Source organism: Saccharicrinis aurantiacus, assembly GCF_947489045.1.
GTDB classification, from domain to species: domain Bacteria; phylum Bacteroidota; class Bacteroidia; order Bacteroidales; family Marinilabiliaceae; genus Saccharicrinis; species Saccharicrinis aurantiacus.
In genome coordinates, this window is sequence record NZ_CANLCN010000004.1 from 255,448 (window position 1) to 274,274 (window position 18,827).

Here is an 18,827-nt window from a genome sequence, read left to right on the forward strand (position 1 = left end):
AGTTATGTTCATTATGTCTAGGTAAACTTTTAGGGCTTGAATTGATATTCAAAAATAAAACTATTTTAAACAATAACAATAGCAGCCATAAAGTGAATTGTATTTAAATGATTGGGTATGATAAAGTAAAAATGTACTTTTGCGACCTGTGTAAATTGAATTTTCAATTACTGAATTTGTAAAGTATGAGCAAAGAATTATCAGCTAAAGACAAAGAAATAAATCTTACCTTTTATAAGGATGGATATAATTTGGCTATTAACAACATCACCAATTTTAAAACACTAACCCCTCTTTTTATGGGGATGCAAGCCAATTATCAAGCTGTAAGTCAGCTCACTCAATCATTTGCACAAAGAGCCATTGAACAGGAAACTCCGATTGCATGTAAAAAAGGTTGTAAATGGTGTTGTTATCAGCCGGTATACCTTACTACTAATGAAGCTTTATTGATACATGAATATATGCATCAAGCATTTGATGAAAGCCAAAGAGCTCGATTATTAACAAATGCAAAGCAACGATTAAAAAAAACAAAAGGATTAGAAGAAGAGAAAAAGCAAGACATCTCGCACGCTTGTCCATTTTTAATTGAAGGGGCCTGTTCAATATATCCAGTAAGACCGATGTCGTGCAGGGTTTATCTATCTTCAGATGAAAGCTCATGTAAAATGAAATATGATAATCCGAAGGATAAATCCGATTTTCCGAAGTTATTCGATTTTATACTAAGAGCCGGAAGATATATGAACGAAGGCTTTGTGGGTTTTATCAAAGCAAAAGAAAAAACAGTTGAAGAATATACCATTGAAGAATTTATGGTAAAAATATTCTCTGATGAGAAATTAAGAAACGATTGGTTGGAAAAATAATACAATTTTACTTTCACAAAATTGAAATAACAGGACCGCAAAAAAACAGTATCTCATATTCGTATTTTTTTGAGGTCCTGGCTCTAAAACCATTCCAAACCAAAGAAAGAGTTTGCTCCAAATAGAGTAAAAAACAAACCCAAGAGCGCATAAATTAATCGAGCACCTACTATCCCAGCAAATTTCACTAACATTTGCGCCTTTCTTTGTTTAAAAAAATACTCCCAATTAAAGAGAGCCGCTCCAAACATCAGGAGTCCAAATAACATAAATAGTATATCAAGAAAACTATTACTTTTCATTACTTTTTAACTTTAATACAAATAGGTAAATCAGTATCTGCAACACTTCCGCTTACTTTTAACAATCCATTATTTTCAAGTGCAAATACTCTAAGCTGATTGTCGTCTCTATTGGCTAATAACAACCAATTATTAAGAGTTACATTAAAGTTACGAGGCCAATTAACCCCTTCTGTTTGAAACTCTAAGAAATCCAATTTAGAATCTGCATTAACCTTAAAAATACCAATTGCATCAAAACCTCTATTTGAGGCATATAGATATTTCCCATCTTGCGAGAAATGAATATCTGCTGCCTTTGCAGGCTCTTCAAAACTAGCAGGAACCAATGTTAATGTTTGTAGTTCTTCTTTGAAAATTCCTTTTTCATTTAGTGCATAAGTTGTTACTGACATTGAAAGTTCATTCACTACAACCATGATCGAATTATCCGGGTGAAAATCTAAATGTCTTGGGCCATCGCCGGGATTACACATAATTGAATCTCTAATCACCAAGTCATCGCCTTCCAATGCATAAACCATTACTTTATCTGCACCTAAATCTGCGGCATAAAAAAAGCCATTATTATAATCATATCTAATACTATGTGCATGCGGACTCTTCTGTCTTCCCTTATTGGGGCCACTTCCTGTATGAGAAATACTCTTTCCTTTATTTATAACACCTTGATCACTTACTTTAAAGTATGCTATACTGCCCGATGAATAATTCGCTGATATCAATAAATTCTTTTCATCAATATACTCCACAAAGCAAGGACCATTACCTAAGGAATTAACCGATGATATAAATTGTAGACTATCATTCTCCAAAATTTGGTAGGAATGAATCATAAATCTGTTATCAGAATCTTGAGCTACTGAAAATAAATAATTACCATCATTAGATATGTGCAAATAATTACAATTTGGAATATGAGCCACTACACGTGCTTCAGAAAGCGCACCACTTAAAGTATCAAACTTACATACCGATATTCCACTAGTGGCACTTTTACCAGCTGTACCTATGAACAGACTAACCGTATGATCTTCGGCCGAACTACATCCAAAAAGACAAACCAGTAATAATGATAAAGCTATATTTTTCATACAATAATTTTATTTGAAAGTTATTTAATCTTTTATTTCGCCTAGTTTCTTCCCTTTGTGAGAACCAAATATAAGGTGTTTCGGACTACCTATTATTTGCTCACCATAAATACCTGAATGTCCTGAAAATAAATAGGCAGTTACACAGGCAATTCCAATGAACACACCAGCTTCAGCTCCGAATAATTCTATACCCATTAATGTACATGCGATAGGCGTATTTGTAGCTCCTGCAAATACAGCAACAAAACCCATCCCCGCTAATAATGCAATTGGAAGAGGAATAAATAAAGCTAAAGCACTCCCTAAAGTAGCGCCGGTAAAAAACAAAGGCGTAACTTCGCCACCTTTAAAACCAGCTCCTAAGGTAAAGGATGTAAATAGAATTTTAAGGGCAAAATCGTTAAAGCCTAATTGTACACCAAACGACTCTTCTATCACAGGAACCCCTAAACCTATCCATCGGGTAGTTCCTAGCGCCCAAACAGCTGCTGTAATTACAATACCGCCCACAAAAGGTCGTAATGGTGGAAATTTAATCGTTTTCTTAAAAACTGCTCCCCAAAAATGAGTTGCATTAGAAAAAAGCATACCTGCTAAACCAAAGCAAATACCTGCTAAAACTGCCCATAATAATTCGGGAGCCCATAACTCCGGCACAACAGGCACATGGTAATGCGTGTGTGTTATTGGCCATAAATGAGCTGCCTCGTTAGCAAAAATTGCCACTAAAAAACTAGGCAGTATGTATTCATACCGCATTCTTCCAATTATAAACACTTCAAGCGCAAATACAGCTCCTGCCAAAGGTGTTCCAAAAATAGAAGCAAAACCAGCACTTACTCCCATTACAAGTATTATCTTCCTATCCTCCTTTTTTAGTTTAAAGAGTTTAGTAAACTGATCTGCAATAGCGCCTCCCATTTGAATAGCTGTACCCTCTCGACCAGCTGAACCACCAAACAAATGAGTTACAACAGTACTCAATAAAACAAGAGGTGCCATTTTTAAAGGAATGATATCTTTAGGACTATGGAATTCTTCTAGAATTTGATTATTTCCTTTAACAACACTCTTCCCAAAATAATGGTAAACAAAACCGATTAATAAACCACCAAGTGGCAACAAGGCAATAATCCACAAATTACTTTCGCGAGTTTGCGTAGCCCAATTTAATGCTATTAAAAAAATGGCTGATGCCGAACCCGCTAACAAGCCAATAATACCCGATATTGTTAACCATTTTAATAAAAAAAGGAAAGATGGAATTAATCCTGAGGGCATAATACCTCTTATTTTTTCACTACTCTTCATTTCCATTAATCATTAGAATAAAAAGCTTCAAACCCAGGGTATTGATATTTCTCAACAGAATCGGTCTCGCTAAATAAGAAGTACTTTACAATTGCGGTGGAACAAACTACCTCATCGGCATTTGAAATACTTGTTTTAATGGTGGCGAACCTTCTATTGTGATCTAATATTTCACCTTTTATCACTATTTCTCTATCATCAATAAGTAAAGGTTGCTTATACTTTACTTCAAGATTTGATGTAACACCTGAAACTTTACATTTTGTATAAACTACCCAACTTGCTATTTCGTCGTGCATAGTGGCTTGGATGCCCCCATGAACCACATTTAAATATCCTTCTAAGTGTTTACTTGGTTTCCAAAACGAGATTATAGAATCACCATCATCCCAAAACTCCATACGTAATCCATGAGCATTTTTTGGAGAACACCCAAAACAGTCATAATTATCCTTTTTAAGTAAAAAAGGGTTACTCAGTTTTATCATTTATATACTTATCAGTTATTATATAATAGTATTATCAAAAGTAAACAAATAAAGTCTTTAAATAAAAAAGTCCGTTGCATAATGCAACAGACTCAATTATATCTACTGGTAATACTAGCAGTTTTTATTGCTGACTTGCTGGTATAACACCTCTCATTTTTGACACATCACTATCAAACATATATAAATTATGTCCGTCTAATAGTTTTAATTTATCGATAATACTTCTTACCGTAGCCTCTTCTTCAATCTGCTCTGTTACGAACCATTGAATCCAGTTATGTGTAGTAAAATCTTTCTCATCTAAACAAACACCAACAATCTCATTAATGCTTTCCGATACAAACTCTTCGTGCTCAAGTGTTAGTTCAAAAATATCTTGAACACCTTTAAAATCAGCAGGAGGCTGAGCCACTGCAGGAATAACCGCTACTCCACCACGCTCATTTACATATTTCATAAACTTAAGCATATGAACTTTTTCTTCTTCTGCCTGAGCATACATCCATTCAGAAACACCACCAAAACCGTTTGTTTCAGCCCATGATGCCATTGATAAATATAAATTAGATGAATAAGCTTCGCGCTCAATTTGTCTTACTAGAATTTCTTCTACAGCCTTTTTTAACATGATATTTTAGTTTTTAATTATTTCTAGGTTTCAAAGCCAAATTTAATCAATTAAAATCCATAATTCATAATAAGCACCCTAATTAATTTATAGGCTTATAACAACATGACATTGAAATACTGTTGGTATTATGAAAATAAAGACCCAGAACAAACCAACTTTACACAAATGCAGTTATACTTACTTTTTTTTACTCTTCGTACAACTAACCAAACTTCAGTACAGGATAACTTTACTATAGTTACACAAAGCATATACTTTAGTTAATAAAATAACAATCACTTAACACTAACATAATAAATCAAGCGTGCGCCTAGTTTACTTTTGAGCGCTGGCGATATGGCCTATACACACTTGTCTTTGTTAACTATTTTATATGATGAATTGGAACAATTTAAAAATTGCTCACAAGCTAAATTACAGTTTCGCTACTTTTCTTGGTGTTTTTATTTTATTTGGTTCAATAGCTATACTGGAACAGCGTAGGATTATTAAATCAGCTACCTCGCTATCAAGCACACAAGTTCCTTCCATAAAAAAAGCTAGTGAAATGGAGCGAAATTGGCAAAGTGCCATCTTTAACCTTAGAAGTTATGGATACAGCAAAGACAATGATTATTTATCTGATGGAATTTTTTATTTAAATAACTCAAAAAAAGAGTTAGGAGAATTAGCCACTCTACTCCAAAACGACAAATCGTTTAAAACAAAAATTATTGAATTACAATCTGAGTTAGAGTCTTTTTCAGAAATTGTAATGCAAACTAAGAATTCTTTTAAAGATGTATCAGATGCCCATTCCATAATGGATACTGCCTACAATAAGCTTCGACAACAATGCGCCATTTACCTTGAACTGCAATATAAAAAACTTAAAAAGGATATTGATAAAGGTTCTGATAAGCACATTATTAAGAGGCGTGTTGATAAAATTAGCTTAATGAATGGTGTAATGGACAATATTGATGAGCTAAATAATCAGTTGTGGAAAGCTGAATTAAACCACAAACCTGAATTAATAAAAAATACAGATGATTATTTTGAAACAATACATCAGAACATCGAATACATTAGACCTATAACCACTAAGTTATATGATATTGAAACTTTAAATACCATGCAAGCCTCAAGTAATAATTACAAAGAGGCCTTATCAATATTATATAAAAAGTGGGAAGATAATCACCGATTAAGCTCAAATGAAGTTATGGCTACAGGGATAGCTTTAACTCAAAAACTAAATGAGAACTTATTTGAATCGGTACACAAGGCATCTGAGAAAAACAATCTATTTGCTCGTTCATCCCAAAGAATATTAATATGGGGAGTGGCCATCGTTATTATTATTGGCTTGCTATTGTCGCGGATACTAACTAACTCTTTTACCCGCCCTATTTATCAGCTGATGGAATATGCACAACTTCAGGCTAAGGGAAAACTTAACAGTTCGTTTGAGTTTAACCAAAAAGATGAAATTGGAGAACTAGCAAAATACATTCATAATAGTAATGAGAAGATTAAGCAAATGGTTATTAAACTTAGCGGGCTATCGGATACTATTAATAAGATGAGTCAACGCTTTAGTAACAAAGCGGCTAACCTAACCAAGCACTCTAATTCACAAGCCTCTTCATCAGAAGAACTATCGGCGGCAATGGAAGAAATGTCATCACTAATATCGTTAAGCTCAGGAAATGCCCAGAATATGGCAAAGAGAGGGTCTGAATCTGCCGAAAAACTAAAGCTTGAATTAAAAGAAACACAGGCTGCTATAGAGGTAATGGATCAACTTATGGGTAAATCGAGTGATATAAAAGGGATTGCTATGCAAACCAACATATTGGCTCTTAACGCATCCATAGAAGCTGCTAAAGCAGGAAATGTGGGTAAAGGATTTGGTGTTGTTGCCAATGGTATTAGAGATTTAGCTGCTAAGGCACAGCAAGTATCAAGCGAGATTACTTCTATATCGAGCAAAGGAAAGGAACACTCAAATATTGTAGAGTCGAGTATAAAACGAATTTATTCTGACTCACAACAATCTGTTACTTCCATCCAAGACATTGCAGATTCAGCACTGGAACAAGAAAGTGAAACGATCCAAATAACCAGTGCAGTAAGTGAATTTAACAATCACACGCAACGCATTGCTGCTATGGCGGAAGAGATTTCGGCAGAATCGGACATCCTGTTTAAGGAGTCCATTGAAATGCAAGAAATGCTTAACTTCTTTACCGTTCAGGGAAATCAAATCATAAAAAAGAAGAAGAAAAAAAAGAAGAAGAAAAGCAAGCAAAAACCGATGGGCGAAAGTCGTGTTAAACTAGGAAAAATCAGCGAATCGGTAAAAGGCATTAAAATTAAAAGCCCAGAAAAAGAAGTGGTAAGTTAAAATTATTCCACACGCAGAAACTCACAACGCACACTTTCAACTTTCTCAATGCGGCCAATTACATGAGCTACTTCAGACTGACGAAGACTAAACTCTACAGTACAAGTAAGATTAAAATCTTGCTTGGTAAGGTTTAGTTTTTCTTCTTTTACAATGCGCATCATATCATTCATCACCAAGTAATCAAAATTAATCTGATATACATCGTTTACGGTTTTTTCAATGATAGTTCCGTTGTTAATGGCATCAATTGTAGCTTCTTTATAGGCACGTATTAAACCAGGAACACCTAATTTAGTGCCTCCAAAATATCGAACCACCACCACTAATATATTCGTTAACTCGTGCGATTTTATTTGTCCATGAATAGGCTTACCTGCACTACCAGAAGGTTCGCCATCATCGTTGGCCCTGAAACGCTTGCCATCCACACCCAATTGCCAAGCAAAACAATGATGGCGCGCATCGTAATATTTATCTTTTAACTCAGCAACACGTTCCTTTATCTGCTCTTCTGTATAAACCGGGTAGGCATAAGCAATAAACTTACTTCCCTTTTCTTTATATAAGCCTTCGGAAGGGTTTTCTATGGTATTATAGGAATCTGACATTATGGGTAGTTATAAATTGAAACCTGTTGTGCTAAGTTAGTCTTGTTCAAAAAACTCTTTAATAGCCCCTAGGTAATATTCTGTCCATCCTTCGCAAATATCATCATACTCGTCTGCTGGGATATTGGTATGGTTTAACTCAATTTGTACCCCCTTCTTATCGTCAAATATTTTTATGGTTACAATTGAAGGCTCTTCTTGATCACCAAAATACCATTGCTGCTGAACCATTTTATTGGTCTCAAAAGCTAGGTTCATGCCAACAATATCACCATCCCATAAGGAGAATTCAGAATTTACCTCAGTACTCATTTGCGCTTTGTAACCCGACCATAATTCAATGGTAAAAGGATTGGTTAATGCTGCATAAACATCCTCGGCTTCAGTCTTTATTTTTAAGCGTGTTTTAAAATCTCTCAAACTCATAATGGTAATATTTTAGTTACAGCAAATATAGTATTTATGGCAGCTATAAAAACAAAAACTCCGACCTTAATAATAAGGTCGGAGTCAATATCGACATCAATTGATTGGGTAAAAAAGTGATATCGTTACCTTTAAGGCCTTTATTTTATGCCTAATTTCTTTTTAATATCCTTTGGTAAAGCTTTTTTATTAATTAAGATGTTCATGGTTTTAAGTTGAACAAATGCTTCTGATGCATATAAGTATCCATCGTAAACATTATTCGTATCCCATGAATTTTTCACCTTATAATAAATAGTACCATTCTGATCTTTCGACATACCTGTTACGTGCATTCCATGATCATCAGTAGATAAATAATTATCAAATTGTTCTTGACGCAATTCAGGAGTAATTACTTTTTCTTTAACAGGAGCATCAAAACTATACATCGCTTTTTCGCGATCTGCTTTACTCATACTCTCCCAACGAGAACGTTCTGATCCGTCCATCGACTCTAAGTCATTTTCGGGAACTATTGCAACACCATTTTTAAACGAGAATCCTTTTTCGCTGACATCTGAAGCCCATCCAAAAGTATAACCATTTTCAAGTGCATTGTGCATAATGCTAGTCATGTCATCCAACTCAACATTGTAAACTTCGCCCCAAACCCAATTATCAGGTACTTCGAAAATAAATTTTTCGTTATACGGATGATGCGAAAATGAAGATATCATAATATAATCATCGGCATTTAAGCCTGTACGCTCACTTGTAAATGATTCAGGAGTATATTCTTTTCCTTCGTATTCAAATGTTTCAGGATACTCACCTAAGTATGCATCTAATATCCCATTAAAACCTTTATGCCAAGCCGGAGATAATTTTTTGTTTTTATTTTTAATTACTCCATCAACATAAGCCAAAAGCAATTGATCTAATTCACCATGTACGTGCTTTTCCTCGCCATATTCTAAACCAGCGTAAGCCTCCTCTGGCACTAAGCCATAATTGCGTAAAGTATAAATTACATCCTCGAACGAACCACCTGCACCAAAGTTCAACGAACCATGTAAACGAACATATTTAGTAGCTTTATCTGAATAACAATTGCGAACAACAAACATTTCTGATAAATCAGCCGCTTCTTTTCCAGCTTTAATCATTTCAGATTCTAAAAAAGACAAACCTGAAAAACTCCAACAGGTTCCTGACTTATATTGATTCTTTACGCAAGTTGTTTCAATATCATAAACGGTTTCAAACTTGTAACCTTCTTTTTCTTCTTCCTGTGCTTTTACTGATGAAAATGTAAATGCTGAAAGAAGAGCTGCCGAAAGCAATAACTTCTTCATATTGTATTTTTTAGAGAATATATCTTCATTTTAAGAAAAATGAATTCCCAAAGAAAAATAAAATATCAAGGTTTAAACATGATTTTTTTCATGATACATTGGGCATCCGCCTTAGCGATTAGGCCTTTTAAGTAGGCTCTTTTAACCTTTTCAGTTTCTGTTAGAGGAAGTTGAGAAAGGAGTATTGCCTTTCGAGGCATCTCGTATTTAGTTAGTTTAGTTTTTCTGAAAATGTCAGATAGTTTAGCTTTTGTTAAAGTAGGATCCGTATAAACCAATACCAACTCCTCCCCCAATAAATCATTTGGCAGACTAGATATTACAAACGGTGTTTTTAAATGAGCCACAATTTTAGCTTCTAGCTTTTCGGGCACCAGTTTAATACCGCCCGTATTTATAACATTGTCGTACCTACCTATAAATGAAAAAGAAGTTTGTGAATTCAATTGGACTATATCATTGGTAACAATCTTCTCAGAAACTACATCAGGTGCATCAATACACAAACATTCACGTTCATCGCTTGAAAACGAAACCCCTTTTAGAGCTAAAAAACTGCTTTCGCTGATATTTTTTAATGCGATGTGTGAAACCGTTTCTGTCATTCCATAGGTTTCATAAAATGCTGTTTGCTTAAGCCGTAATTGTTCTTTATAAATGTCAGAAATAGCACCTCCACCAATAATAATGGTATCAACTGGCCACTCACCCTTCACTGTTTGTAGAGCATTGATAACTTGCATAGGTACCAAAGGAGCAAAATTCACATGCTGCTTTAATTCAGCAATCGGATTAGAACAAGGTACCATACCAATAATACTTAAGCGCCCCACAAAAGCTCGCACCAACATCATTTTTCCGGCTATATAATTTGCTGATAAGGGCAACAAGGCTGTATCTCCTGGCTCCAAATTAAAGTATGCGATGGTTTTTTCTGCCGAAGCCACCATGTGTTTCTTTTGTATTTTAATTTCTTTGGGCGTTCCGGTTGAGCCTGATGTTTGGGCAACAATAGTATCATCAGAGGAGAGCCAATTTAAACAAAACTGATATATCGCTATTTCCCAATCGGCGATACCATCATCGCTTAATTGAGCACTGCAATAATCTCTTAAAACCTCACCACTTCGTGTGATGCCATCCAAAGTTAAGGTATGATATGTATTTATAAATTGCCCCATTTGAGTGATTGATTATAGATTAAAGCACCATCCTCTACCTGCAATGGCGAATCAATATTATTAGAAAAAACTTGTCCTGTTCCGAGGCCTTGTGGCATATTGGTATTCATACTCGCGGTCCATTGTGCAATGGCATTTAAACCAATATTGCCCTCTAAAGCTGAAGTAGCCCACCAATCAATATTAAACTCTTCGGCTAAACTCACCCATTCTTCAGAAGCTCTAAAACCTCCTACTAAAGATGGCTTTAAAATAATATATTGTGGCTTTATGGTTTCTAATACTTGTCTTTTTTCTTCAACAGTATTTACTCCAATTAACTCCTCATCTAATGCAATTGGCAAGGGAGTATTGGCACACAGTTTCGCCATATCAGTCCACTGCCCTGCTTTTATGGGTTGCTCAATAGAATGTAAATCAAGCTCACTCAATATTTGAAGTTTACGCGTTGCATCTTCGGGAGAGAAAGCGCCATTGGCATCTACTCTTATTTCAATTTGATTGGGCGAAAATGATTTGCGAATTTCTTTTATGAGATTAACCTCATCATCAAAGTTAATTGCACCAACTTTTATCTTAATACATGAAAAACCTTGCTTGAGCTTCTCGCTTAATTGCGATTTCATATATCCAATATCGCCCATCCATATTAACCCATTTATGGCAATTGGCTTTTGTTGCAAGGCGAATGGCGATGCGTATATTAATCTTTTCCCACCGTTTTTCAAATCGAGCAAAGCCATTTCAAGAGCAAAACGTATAGCAGGCCACTCCAATAAACTTTGATGGTAATTACTGGCATAATTATTAATTTGAGCAGCCACTTCGTTGAGTTTATCTTCAATATTTGGTTTGTCATCAATACTTAGTTTTGGCAGTATTGAACACTCTCCGACTCCAACAATGGCAGAATTATCATTATTCCATATACTCAAATACCAACTATCTTTAGTATGTAAAACACCACGCGAAGTGCCACCTGGTGTATTAAAATGAAATGTATGCTTTTTTATATTTGCTTGTAACATAGTGGTAATCTGAAATTATACTACTTAATATCTTCCTCGGTAATAGCATAAATACAGCTATCAACCCAATTTCCCCTAATGGGTAATATCTTACGATACACACCCTCTTTTATCATACCGCACTTTTCTAAAACACGCTTAGATCTGATATTCTCAGTGGCAAACCCGGCTTCAATTCGGTGAAGATTAAAGTGTTTAAAGCCTAGCTCAATTATTTCCTTTGAAACCTCTGTTGCATATCCTTTACCCCAAAACTTTGGATGAAGTTTATAAAATATCTGCCCTATTCTGAATTTATCATTGGATAAGCTAATCCCTGCCAAGCCAATAAATTCGTCTGTATTGGGAATTCTGATACTCCAAGTATATTTAGACTGATTGCTTGATCCTTTGGCTTCAATAAAAGGTTTAATATTATTTCTAGTTTCTTCAATATCTTTAGGAATACCAACGGTATTAAACTCATCAACCTCAAATATTGACTGCAAAGCATGAATATCTTCAAGGTCATCCCAAATAATCTCAGTGAGTTTTAATCGATCGGTATTAAAGTTCATCTCTTCTAATTTTTATCGCAACGTAAGCTAAAACAACAATCCTACTCCCGACATAATTACCATTAAAAATGTAGCAATGGCTAACTTTTTAAGGTGCGGATCGAGCTGCGCAGGTTCTTGGTTTTTTACTACAAAGCCAAGGCTTTTAAAAACCAATACGTATGGTAATAAGAATAGCCATTGCCATAAACTCTCAAATTGAGCAAAGCCATAAATAATCATGCAAACCAATGAGGCAATTAATAAAAAGGCATGATACTTCTTACCCCAGTTACTACCATTTTTTACAATCAGAGTATTTTTACCAGAATTGCCATCAGAAACTATATCTCTTAAATTATTTAAATTTAAAACTCCGGCACTTAAAAAGCCTACTGCTGAAGCTGGCAATAACAGCCAAATATTAATTCCTCCGGTATGTAAAAAGTAAGTACCTAAAACGCCGGCTAAACCGAAAAATATAAATACAAAAACATCGCCCATGCCGCGATACCCATATGGATTTTTGCCTACGGTATACTTAATAGCCGCAGCAATTGCACCTAAACCTAAGGCAAATAAGCCCCACGCCTTAATGCTCATGGCCTCAAAATTACCCAAAGAAATAAGGTAAACTCCCGAAACAAAAGACAATACTGAAAATACAATTACAGTAACCTTCATCTCGTTAAAAGAGATATTTCCTTTGGCAACCATACGATCCGGACCAACACGCTCTTCGTTATCGGCGCCAGAAACGGCATCGCCATAATCATTGGCCACATTGGATAAAATTTGCAATAATATGGTTGTTATCACAGCCCATAATCCCACTTTCCATTGGTATACGCTGTTGTAAGCGGCAATAAAATTGGCCATTAATATGGATGATAAAGCCAAAGGTAAGGTTCGCAATCGAAATGAAGTGATGTAAGATTTTATTTTTGACATTGTGCTTTGTGTTTGAGCCCGCAAAATAAATATTATTATTTAATTAGTTTCAAACCCCATTATTTCCCTAATGTAATTTGCATTTTCTTTAGAGGTGAGCTTCTCCAAAAGTATCGAGGCTACATCAACAGCTGTTGAAGGATTCCAAGAAGTAATCACCTTACCCTCAACTACAATTGCTTCATTCACTACGTTTACGCCTAATGCTTTTAGTTGTGTGTGTCGCGATGTATAGGTTGTTCCTCTTTTACCCTTTAAAATACCACTTTTACCAATGGCCATGCCGCCGGTGCATATCGTAGCAATAATTTTATCTTGCTTGTTGAATTCACGAATCAAGTTTAAGAACTTTTCATCATAAGCCTCGTTGTAAAAACCAAACTCTTCAAATCCTCCCGGAATAGCCAAGGCATCGAAATCGTCTACGTTTATTTCATCAATCAAATGATCCACAATAAATTTATGGCTAAAAGAACTTTTAACTTCCCTATTAAAACCACAAGAAACCAACTTGGTGGTGCCATCTCCATCTACAAGGTTCCACCCCATAACATCAATAAATACACTAGCCTCAAATACTTCAAATCCTCCGGCTAGTAGCAGTAATACGTTTTTCATCGTCTTAGTGTTAATTTATTACCCAAATGTATCTCTTTTTTTTATCTCTATTTAAAATATTAAGGCTCTTTAAATAATGAAGTTGTTTAAAGTTGTATCGAAAATCTGCGAGTAACACCTTGATTTCATTGGCTTCAGCTAATTTTCATTCCGTAGCTACGGCTATGCAATAAAAAATTGAACTTTGCCACTGATAATCAATTTATCACTCTCGCAATTCCCCTACAACCTTAAACAACTTCAATACCTAGTTTAAGGCTTACTCGGATCAACTTGGGCTTTAACTGATATTTAAGTCATATCCAATTCATACTAAATTCAATAAAAATCGAATTTAATATGAGTTTAGTATGAGTTTAATATGAACTTGGTATGAGTTTACTCTGATTGAGGTTTAAGGCCTTTCCGTCTATGTTAGGTTTTAAATGTATCAATTACAATAGCACTACAAAGCTCCTTATTTTCAGAATGTCATTTTATAGATATAGTATTATATTTGCGGCAAATTCAATGGCATGAGAAAAAAAGAAAGAGAAATAAAGGATCGGTCCATTATTGATTCTATAATTAAACATGCGCTTATATGCAGAGTGGCTTTTAAGGGTGATGAATATCCTTACCTCGTGCCAATGAATTATGGTTTTGATGGAACAGATATTTTCTTTCACTGCGCCTTAGCGGGAAAAAAGCTTGAAATGATTAGACAAAATAATAAGGTTTGTTTTGAAATTGAGCAGGATTATGAAATAGTTAAAGGCGATGTTTCGTGCGATTGGACCACAAAGTACAGATCTGTTATTGGCTATGGAACTATCACAATAATTGAAGACTTTGATCAGAAAATAAATGCTTTAGATATCATCATGCAACAGCATGGAAAAATGGAAAACGCTTATGTTGAGCGCGCCGTTAATAAAATAAATGTGCTACAATTAAAGATTGATAGCATAACAGGCAAAGAAGCAGGTAACTGGAATTAAAAAATATAAAAACACAACAAACAACATATGTCAACTTTTAATAAACTTTGTATCGGATTTATAAGTGTTTATATCATTAGGCTAGCGGTTAGCTTAAGTATGGGTATGATGCCTCAGGATGCTTATTACTATTTTTACAGTCAGAATATTGCTTTATCTTATTTTGACCATCCTCCAATGGTAGCTTATTTCTTAAAGGTATTTACCTCAATATTAGGGTCGAGTGTTGTGGCCATTAAGCTGAGTAACTTTTTACTTTCTTTGGGTTCTTTTTTAAGTTTCTATTACCTAGGCAAGTTATTCGTAAGCGAAACTCGCGCTAAGCATAGTGCTATATTATACGGAAGCTCCATTCTGCTTACGGTTTTATCAATGAATACTACGCCAGATGTTCCACTGATATTCTTCTGGACACTTTCATTAATTAGCTTATACAAAGCCATTTTTGAAGGAAAAGTGTTGCATTGGATTTTATCAGGCTTATTCATCGGAATGTCTTTTGATAGTAAGTACACTGCCTTATTTTTATTGGCCTGTTTGGTGCTGTTTTTATTACTATCCAACAAATATCGTAAGTACTTATTCTCGTATCAGTTTTTATTACTATTAATTGTATTTGCAGCTACCGTATCTCCTGTATTCATTTGGAATATTGAACACGACTGGATGTCGTTTAAATTTCAGGGATCGGAAAGAACAGATTCCATCATGAAATTTAAAATACAGCCACACTACTTTGGCGGTAATATAGGAACGCAAATTATGTTGCTGCTGCCTATTTTATTTGTGGGTATGATGGTGGTAATGTATAAACACATTGCCAAGCTTTTTAAAACCTGGAAACTTCCGAATGAGCGGGTTCTATTTTTAATCTGTTTCTCCTTACCAATTATGTTATTCTTTTACGGAATATCTCTAATATATTGGGTAAAATTAAACTGGTTAATGCCAGCTTATATTGCCGGAATTATTTTAACCGGTATTTATATTAAAACAAAATATCTAAAACCCACACTTATCATTTCATTGGTATTACACGTATTGTTGTTATCGCAAATGATTTTCTTTTATGTGCCTATTAAAAGTGATGATACTTGGTTTGGGTGGGAAGAAAGCGCTACTGCCATCCATAAGGTACAAGAGGCAAACCCTAAGGCTTTTCTATTTTCAGCTGATGATTATAAAACAACGGCCGTTATGAATTACTATTTAGATGAAAAAGTATATGCGCAAAACATAATTGGCGGGAATGCTTTGCATTACATGGTTGTTGATAACGACTTAAGCCATTTGATAGGGAATGATGCCATTTTTATTGATTCGGATAAAAGAATTAAGAACCTCGATAAAAAAGGATCAATACCTGAAAGTATACAAGCGTATTTCGATACGTTTGAAGAATTGGAACCCATTGTAGTTAGAGATAGATATGGAAAACCTCAGCGTAAATTTCATCTTTTTAAGTGCACTAACTACAAAGGGGCAAAACAATTAAGCGTTAAATAAATATAAGCTTTTAGGTATATACTGTTTTATAGTGATAATACTAAGTACAGTTTTGTATCTTTGCAGCAAAATTGCATAAGAGGACAGCAAAATAAATTGTCCTGATCATCTAGAAAGTAAAAATATATGAAGCATAAAGCAGGTTTTGTAAACATTGTAGGAAATCCAAACGTAGGTAAGTCTACTTTAACCAACAAGTTAGTTGGCGAACGTTTGTCAATTATTACATCTAAAGCACAAACCACGCGACACAGGATACTGGGTATTGTTAACGAAGAGAATTATCAAATTATCTATTCAGATACTCCCGGTGTACTAAAACCAAATTACAAGCTACAAGAGTCGATGTTAAAATTTTCGCGTACTGCTTTGCAGGATGCCGATGTAATTGTGTACATGACTGATGTAGTTGAGAAAATTGATAAAAACAGTGACTTTTTAAATAGCGTAAAGAAAACAGACGCACCAGTTTTATTAATCATCAATAAAATTGACAAATCAGATCCGCAAGAATTGGATAATTTGGTTGAGCAATGGTCGAAAGAATTGCCTAATGCTGAAATTTTTCCGATGAGTGCATTGCGAGGTTTCAACACGGATAATCTTGATAAACGCATTAAAGAACTTTTACCAGAAGCTGACCCATATTACGATAAAGATCAGTTAACCGATAAACCAACCCGTTTCTTTGTTTCTGAGTTCATCCGCGAAAAAATTCTTTTGTATTACCAAAAAGAAATTCCTTACTCTGTTGAGGTTGAAGTTGAGGAATATAAAGAAACTGCCAAACGTGTTGATATTCGTGCCGTAATTCACGTTGCACGCGAATCGCAAAAAGGTATTATTATTGGCCATAAAGGTTCGGCTCTTAAAAAGGTAGGAACAGAGGCTCGTAAGGATATAGAGAAATTTATTGAGCAAAAAGTATTTTTACAACTTTACGTTAAGGTAAGTAAAGATTGGAGAGAGAACGACCGTAATCTTCGTAATTTTGGTTACGATCAGAAATAGCTTGATTTAGATTATAGATTGTTAGAGTTTAGACATTAGACAGAATGGTTAATTGCTTTTGTATAGAATTAATTATGAAGAGTTTGTATGAATCATTACTGACAAAGGCTAAAAACTAACTAACTATAAAAATATCAACTAATTAATTATCTTTGCACGCATTTTTGCAAAACTTTGCCTTTTAGGCCAGTTTAAATTTGAATTAAGGAAACCAACATATAATGGGAAATATAGCAGCTATAGTAGGAAGACCAAACGTGGGAAAATCGACTTTATTTAATCGATTAACTGAATCGCGTACTGCAATTGTAAACGAAGAAAGTGGTGTTACACGTGACCGCATCTATGGTAAAAGTATTTGGAATGGCGTTGAATTCTCTGTTATTGATACAGGAGGATATGCAATGGGTTCTGACGACTTTTTTGAAGAGGAAATTAGAAAGCAGGTATTAATTGCCATTGAAGAAGCTGATGTTATATTATTTATGCTTGATGTAGTTACGGGTATTACTGACTACGATGAGATGGTTGCTGACTTATTACGCAGAAGTAATAAAAAAGTAATTATGGTGGCCAACAAAGTGGATAACCATGATAGACTTGCTGAGGCTAGTTACTTTTATGCTTTAGGATTAGACGAAATGTTCCCTATTTCTTCAATTAATGGTTCGGGTTCTGGTGAGTTACTCGATCGCCTTATTGAGGTTTTCCCAAGTAAAGAGAGTATTGAAACTTTAGATATACCTCGTTTTGCTGTTGTAGGACGTCCTAATGCAGGAAAATCATCTATTGTAAATGCTTTTATTGGCGAGGAAAGAAACATTGTAACACCGATATCAGGAACTACTCGTGATTCGATTTATACACGTTACAATAAATTTGGTCATGACTTTTATTTAGTAGATACAGCAGGAGTTCGTAAAAAATCAAAGGTGAGCGAGGATTTAGAATTCTACTCGGTAATGCGTGCCATACGCGCCATTGAAAACTCTGACGTATGTATTCTAATGATTGATGCCACACGCGGTGTTGAAAGTCAGGATCAGAAGATATTTCAACTGATACAAAAAAATAACAAAGGTTTAGTTGTAGTAATTAACAAGTGGGATTTGGTTGAAAAAGATACCATGACTACTAAGAAGTTTGAAGAAGCTATTAAAGAAAAGTTTGCTCCTTTTACTGATTTCCCAATTGTATTTACATCGGTTATTACCAAGCAACGTATACATAAAGTAATTGAAATGGCAGAGGCCGTTTATAGCAATAAAACGCGCAAAATACCTACTGCAAAACTTAACGAAGCCATGCAAGATGTAGTTAGCGCTAACCCACCGCCATCAACAAAAGGTAAGTACATAAAAATTAAATACATTATGCAGTTGCCTACAAATACACCTTCGTTTGCATTTTTCTGCAACTTACCGCAGTATGTACGCGATCCGTATAAACGTTTCCTTGAAAACAAGCTACGTAAACTATACGATTTTAACGGTGTACCCGTACACGTTTATATGCGTAAGAAATAGTATTATTTCATGTTATAATATCT

Annotated in this window: 19 protein-coding genes; 6 read left to right on the forward strand and 13 right to left on the reverse strand. The window is 34.8% G+C overall.

Annotated elements, in window-relative coordinates; genetic code table 11:
* Positions 1-185 precede the first annotated feature (185 nt).
* A complete protein-coding gene (locus tag QMO11_RS07095) occupies positions 186-872 on the forward strand; it encodes a YkgJ family cysteine cluster protein (RefSeq protein ID WP_282036658.1) in 687 nt (228 codons plus the stop codon).
* 83 nt (positions 873-955) lie between these two features.
* Here the strand turns inward: QMO11_RS07095 and QMO11_RS07100 are convergent, their stop codons facing one another.
* From QMO11_RS07100 to QMO11_RS07120, 5 genes are all read right to left on the reverse strand, one after another.
* Positions 956-1,174, reverse strand: coding sequence for an Imm17 family immunity protein (locus QMO11_RS07100; RefSeq protein ID WP_282036659.1), 219 nt, complete (start codon positions 1,172-1,174; stop codon positions 956-958).
* Positions 1,174-2,268, reverse strand: coding sequence for a lactonase family protein (locus QMO11_RS07105; protein ID WP_282036660.1), 1,095 nt, complete (start codon positions 2,266-2,268; stop codon positions 1,174-1,176). The genes QMO11_RS07100 and QMO11_RS07105 overlap by 1 nt, the downstream gene beginning before the upstream one ends.
* Before the next feature lie 24 nt (positions 2,269-2,292).
* Positions 2,293-3,582, reverse strand: coding sequence for a voltage-gated chloride channel family protein (locus QMO11_RS07110; RefSeq protein ID WP_282036661.1), 1,290 nt, complete (start codon positions 3,580-3,582; stop codon positions 2,293-2,295).
* A gap of 5 nt (positions 3,583-3,587) precedes the next feature.
* A complete protein-coding gene (locus QMO11_RS07115; protein WP_282036662.1) occupies positions 3,588-4,070 on the reverse strand; it encodes a PaaI family thioesterase in 483 nt (160 codons plus the stop codon).
* A gap of 124 nt (positions 4,071-4,194) precedes the next feature.
* Entirely contained in the window at positions 4,195-4,701 is a 507-nt protein-coding gene (locus QMO11_RS07120) for a ferritin (protein WP_075603004.1), read from the reverse strand.
* A 376-nt stretch (positions 4,702-5,077) separates the two neighbouring features.
* On the opposite strand from QMO11_RS07120, the gene QMO11_RS07125 reads away from it, so the two are divergent.
* On the forward strand, positions 5,078-7,093 hold the full coding sequence (locus QMO11_RS07125; RefSeq protein WP_282036663.1) for a methyl-accepting chemotaxis protein: 2,016 nt from the start codon (positions 5,078-5,080) through the stop codon (positions 7,091-7,093).
* Positions 7,094-7,095: 2 nt separating this feature from the next.
* On the opposite strand, the gene QMO11_RS07130 is transcribed toward QMO11_RS07125, so the two are convergent.
* The 8 genes from QMO11_RS07130 to QMO11_RS07165 all read right to left on the reverse strand — a co-directional run bounded on the left by QMO11_RS07130 (position 7,096) and on the right by QMO11_RS07165 (position 13,781).
* A complete protein-coding gene (locus tag QMO11_RS07130; RefSeq protein WP_282036664.1) occupies positions 7,096-7,704 on the reverse strand; it encodes an IMPACT family protein in 609 nt (202 codons plus the stop codon).
* Between the two features lie 36 nt (positions 7,705-7,740).
* Positions 7,741-8,130: an SRPBCC domain-containing protein gene (locus QMO11_RS07135; protein ID WP_282036665.1), complete on the reverse strand. Its 390-nt coding sequence runs from the start codon at positions 8,128-8,130 to the stop codon at positions 7,741-7,743.
* A gap of 140 nt (positions 8,131-8,270) precedes the next feature.
* Positions 8,271-9,467 (reverse strand): C1 family peptidase, encoded by a 1,197-nt coding sequence (locus QMO11_RS07140; protein ID WP_075603001.1) that lies wholly within the window; start codon positions 9,465-9,467, stop codon positions 8,271-8,273.
* Positions 9,468-9,532: 65 nt separating this feature from the next.
* Positions 9,533-10,648, reverse strand: coding sequence for an AMP-binding protein (locus tag QMO11_RS07145; protein WP_282036666.1), 1,116 nt, complete (start codon positions 10,646-10,648; stop codon positions 9,533-9,535).
* Positions 10,633-11,676 carry an o-succinylbenzoate synthase gene (locus QMO11_RS07150; RefSeq protein ID WP_282036667.1) on the reverse strand — a complete coding sequence of 348 codons (1,044 nt, stop codon included), beginning with the start codon at positions 11,674-11,676 and terminating at the stop codon, positions 10,633-10,635. Before QMO11_RS07150 ends, QMO11_RS07145 begins: the two co-directional genes overlap by 16 nt.
* Before the next feature lie 20 nt (positions 11,677-11,696).
* Positions 11,697-12,233, reverse strand: a complete 537-nt coding sequence (locus QMO11_RS07155; protein ID WP_282036668.1) for a GNAT family N-acetyltransferase — start codon at positions 12,231-12,233, stop codon at positions 11,697-11,699.
* 27 nt (positions 12,234-12,260) lie between these two features.
* A complete protein-coding gene (locus tag QMO11_RS07160; RefSeq protein ID WP_282036669.1) occupies positions 12,261-13,163 on the reverse strand; it encodes a 1,4-dihydroxy-2-naphthoate polyprenyltransferase in 903 nt (300 codons plus the stop codon).
* Between the two features lie 39 nt (positions 13,164-13,202).
* A complete protein-coding gene (locus QMO11_RS07165; protein ID WP_282036670.1) occupies positions 13,203-13,781 on the reverse strand; it encodes a DJ-1/PfpI family protein in 579 nt (192 codons plus the stop codon).
* A 515-nt stretch (positions 13,782-14,296) separates the two neighbouring features.
* Here QMO11_RS07165 and QMO11_RS07170 point away from each other — a divergent pair.
* The 4 genes from QMO11_RS07170 to der all read left to right on the forward strand — a co-directional run bounded on the left by QMO11_RS07170 (position 14,297) and on the right by der (position 18,804).
* Positions 14,297-14,761 carry a pyridoxamine 5'-phosphate oxidase family protein gene (locus QMO11_RS07170; protein ID WP_282036671.1) on the forward strand — a complete coding sequence of 155 codons (465 nt, stop codon included), beginning with the start codon at positions 14,297-14,299 and terminating at the stop codon, positions 14,759-14,761.
* Between the two features lie 27 nt (positions 14,762-14,788).
* Positions 14,789-16,267 carry an ArnT family glycosyltransferase gene (locus tag QMO11_RS07175; RefSeq protein ID WP_282036672.1) on the forward strand — a complete coding sequence of 493 codons (1,479 nt, stop codon included), beginning with the start codon at positions 14,789-14,791 and terminating at the stop codon, positions 16,265-16,267.
* Positions 16,268-16,393: 126 nt separating this feature from the next.
* Positions 16,394-17,278 (forward strand): GTPase Era, encoded by an 885-nt coding sequence (era, locus tag QMO11_RS07180; RefSeq protein ID WP_075602993.1) that lies wholly within the window; start codon positions 16,394-16,396, stop codon positions 17,276-17,278.
* Positions 17,279-17,499: 221 nt separating this feature from the next.
* Positions 17,500-18,804, forward strand: a complete 1,305-nt coding sequence (gene der / locus QMO11_RS07185; RefSeq protein WP_075602992.1) for a ribosome biogenesis GTPase Der — start codon at positions 17,500-17,502, stop codon at positions 18,802-18,804.
* Positions 18,805-18,827: the final 23 nt, after the last annotated feature.

What these genes read in the sequence shown, in the direction of transcription:
- QMO11_RS07095 (WP_282036658.1), top strand. Translation starts at nt 186, where the DNA reads ATGAGCAAAGAATTATCAGCTAAAGACAAAGAAATAAATCTTACCTTT.
- QMO11_RS07100 (WP_282036659.1), bottom strand. Translation starts at nt 1,174, where the DNA reads ATGAAAAGTAATAGTTTTCTTGATATACTATTTATGTTATTTGGACTC.
- QMO11_RS07105 (WP_282036660.1), bottom strand. Translation starts at nt 2,268, where the DNA reads ATGAAAAATATAGCTTTATCATTATTACTGGTTTGTCTTTTTGGATGT.
- QMO11_RS07110 (WP_282036661.1), bottom strand. Translation starts at nt 3,582, where the DNA reads ATGAAGAGTAGTGAAAAAATAAGAGGTATTATGCCCTCAGGATTAATT.
- QMO11_RS07115 (WP_282036662.1), bottom strand. Translation starts at nt 4,070, where the DNA reads ATGATAAAACTGAGTAACCCTTTTTTACTTAAAAAGGATAATTATGAC.
- QMO11_RS07120 (WP_075603004.1), bottom strand. Translation starts at nt 4,701, where the DNA reads ATGTTAAAAAAGGCTGTAGAAGAAATTCTAGTAAGACAAATTGAGCGC.
- QMO11_RS07125 (WP_282036663.1), top strand. Translation starts at nt 5,078, where the DNA reads ATGATGAATTGGAACAATTTAAAAATTGCTCACAAGCTAAATTACAGT.
- QMO11_RS07130 (WP_282036664.1), bottom strand. Translation starts at nt 7,704, where the DNA reads ATGTCAGATTCCTATAATACCATAGAAAACCCTTCCGAAGGCTTATAT.
- QMO11_RS07135 (WP_282036665.1), bottom strand. Translation starts at nt 8,130, where the DNA reads ATGAGTTTGAGAGATTTTAAAACACGCTTAAAAATAAAGACTGAAGCC.
- QMO11_RS07140 (WP_075603001.1), bottom strand. Translation starts at nt 9,467, where the DNA reads ATGAAGAAGTTATTGCTTTCGGCAGCTCTTCTTTCAGCATTTACATTT.
- QMO11_RS07145 (WP_282036666.1), bottom strand. Translation starts at nt 10,648, where the DNA reads ATGGGGCAATTTATAAATACATATCATACCTTAACTTTGGATGGCATC.
- QMO11_RS07150 (WP_282036667.1), bottom strand. Translation starts at nt 11,676, where the DNA reads ATGTTACAAGCAAATATAAAAAAGCATACATTTCATTTTAATACACCA.
- QMO11_RS07155 (WP_282036668.1), bottom strand. Translation starts at nt 12,233, where the DNA reads ATGAACTTTAATACCGATCGATTAAAACTCACTGAGATTATTTGGGAT.
- QMO11_RS07160 (WP_282036669.1), bottom strand. Translation starts at nt 13,163, where the DNA reads ATGTCAAAAATAAAATCTTACATCACTTCATTTCGATTGCGAACCTTA.
- QMO11_RS07165 (WP_282036670.1), bottom strand. Translation starts at nt 13,781, where the DNA reads ATGAAAAACGTATTACTGCTACTAGCCGGAGGATTTGAAGTATTTGAG.
- QMO11_RS07170 (WP_282036671.1), top strand. Translation starts at nt 14,297, where the DNA reads ATGAGAAAAAAAGAAAGAGAAATAAAGGATCGGTCCATTATTGATTCT.
- QMO11_RS07175 (WP_282036672.1), top strand. Translation starts at nt 14,789, where the DNA reads ATGTCAACTTTTAATAAACTTTGTATCGGATTTATAAGTGTTTATATC.
- era (WP_075602993.1), top strand. Translation starts at nt 16,394, where the DNA reads ATGAAGCATAAAGCAGGTTTTGTAAACATTGTAGGAAATCCAAACGTA.
- der (WP_075602992.1), top strand. Translation starts at nt 17,500, where the DNA reads ATGGGAAATATAGCAGCTATAGTAGGAAGACCAAACGTGGGAAAATCG.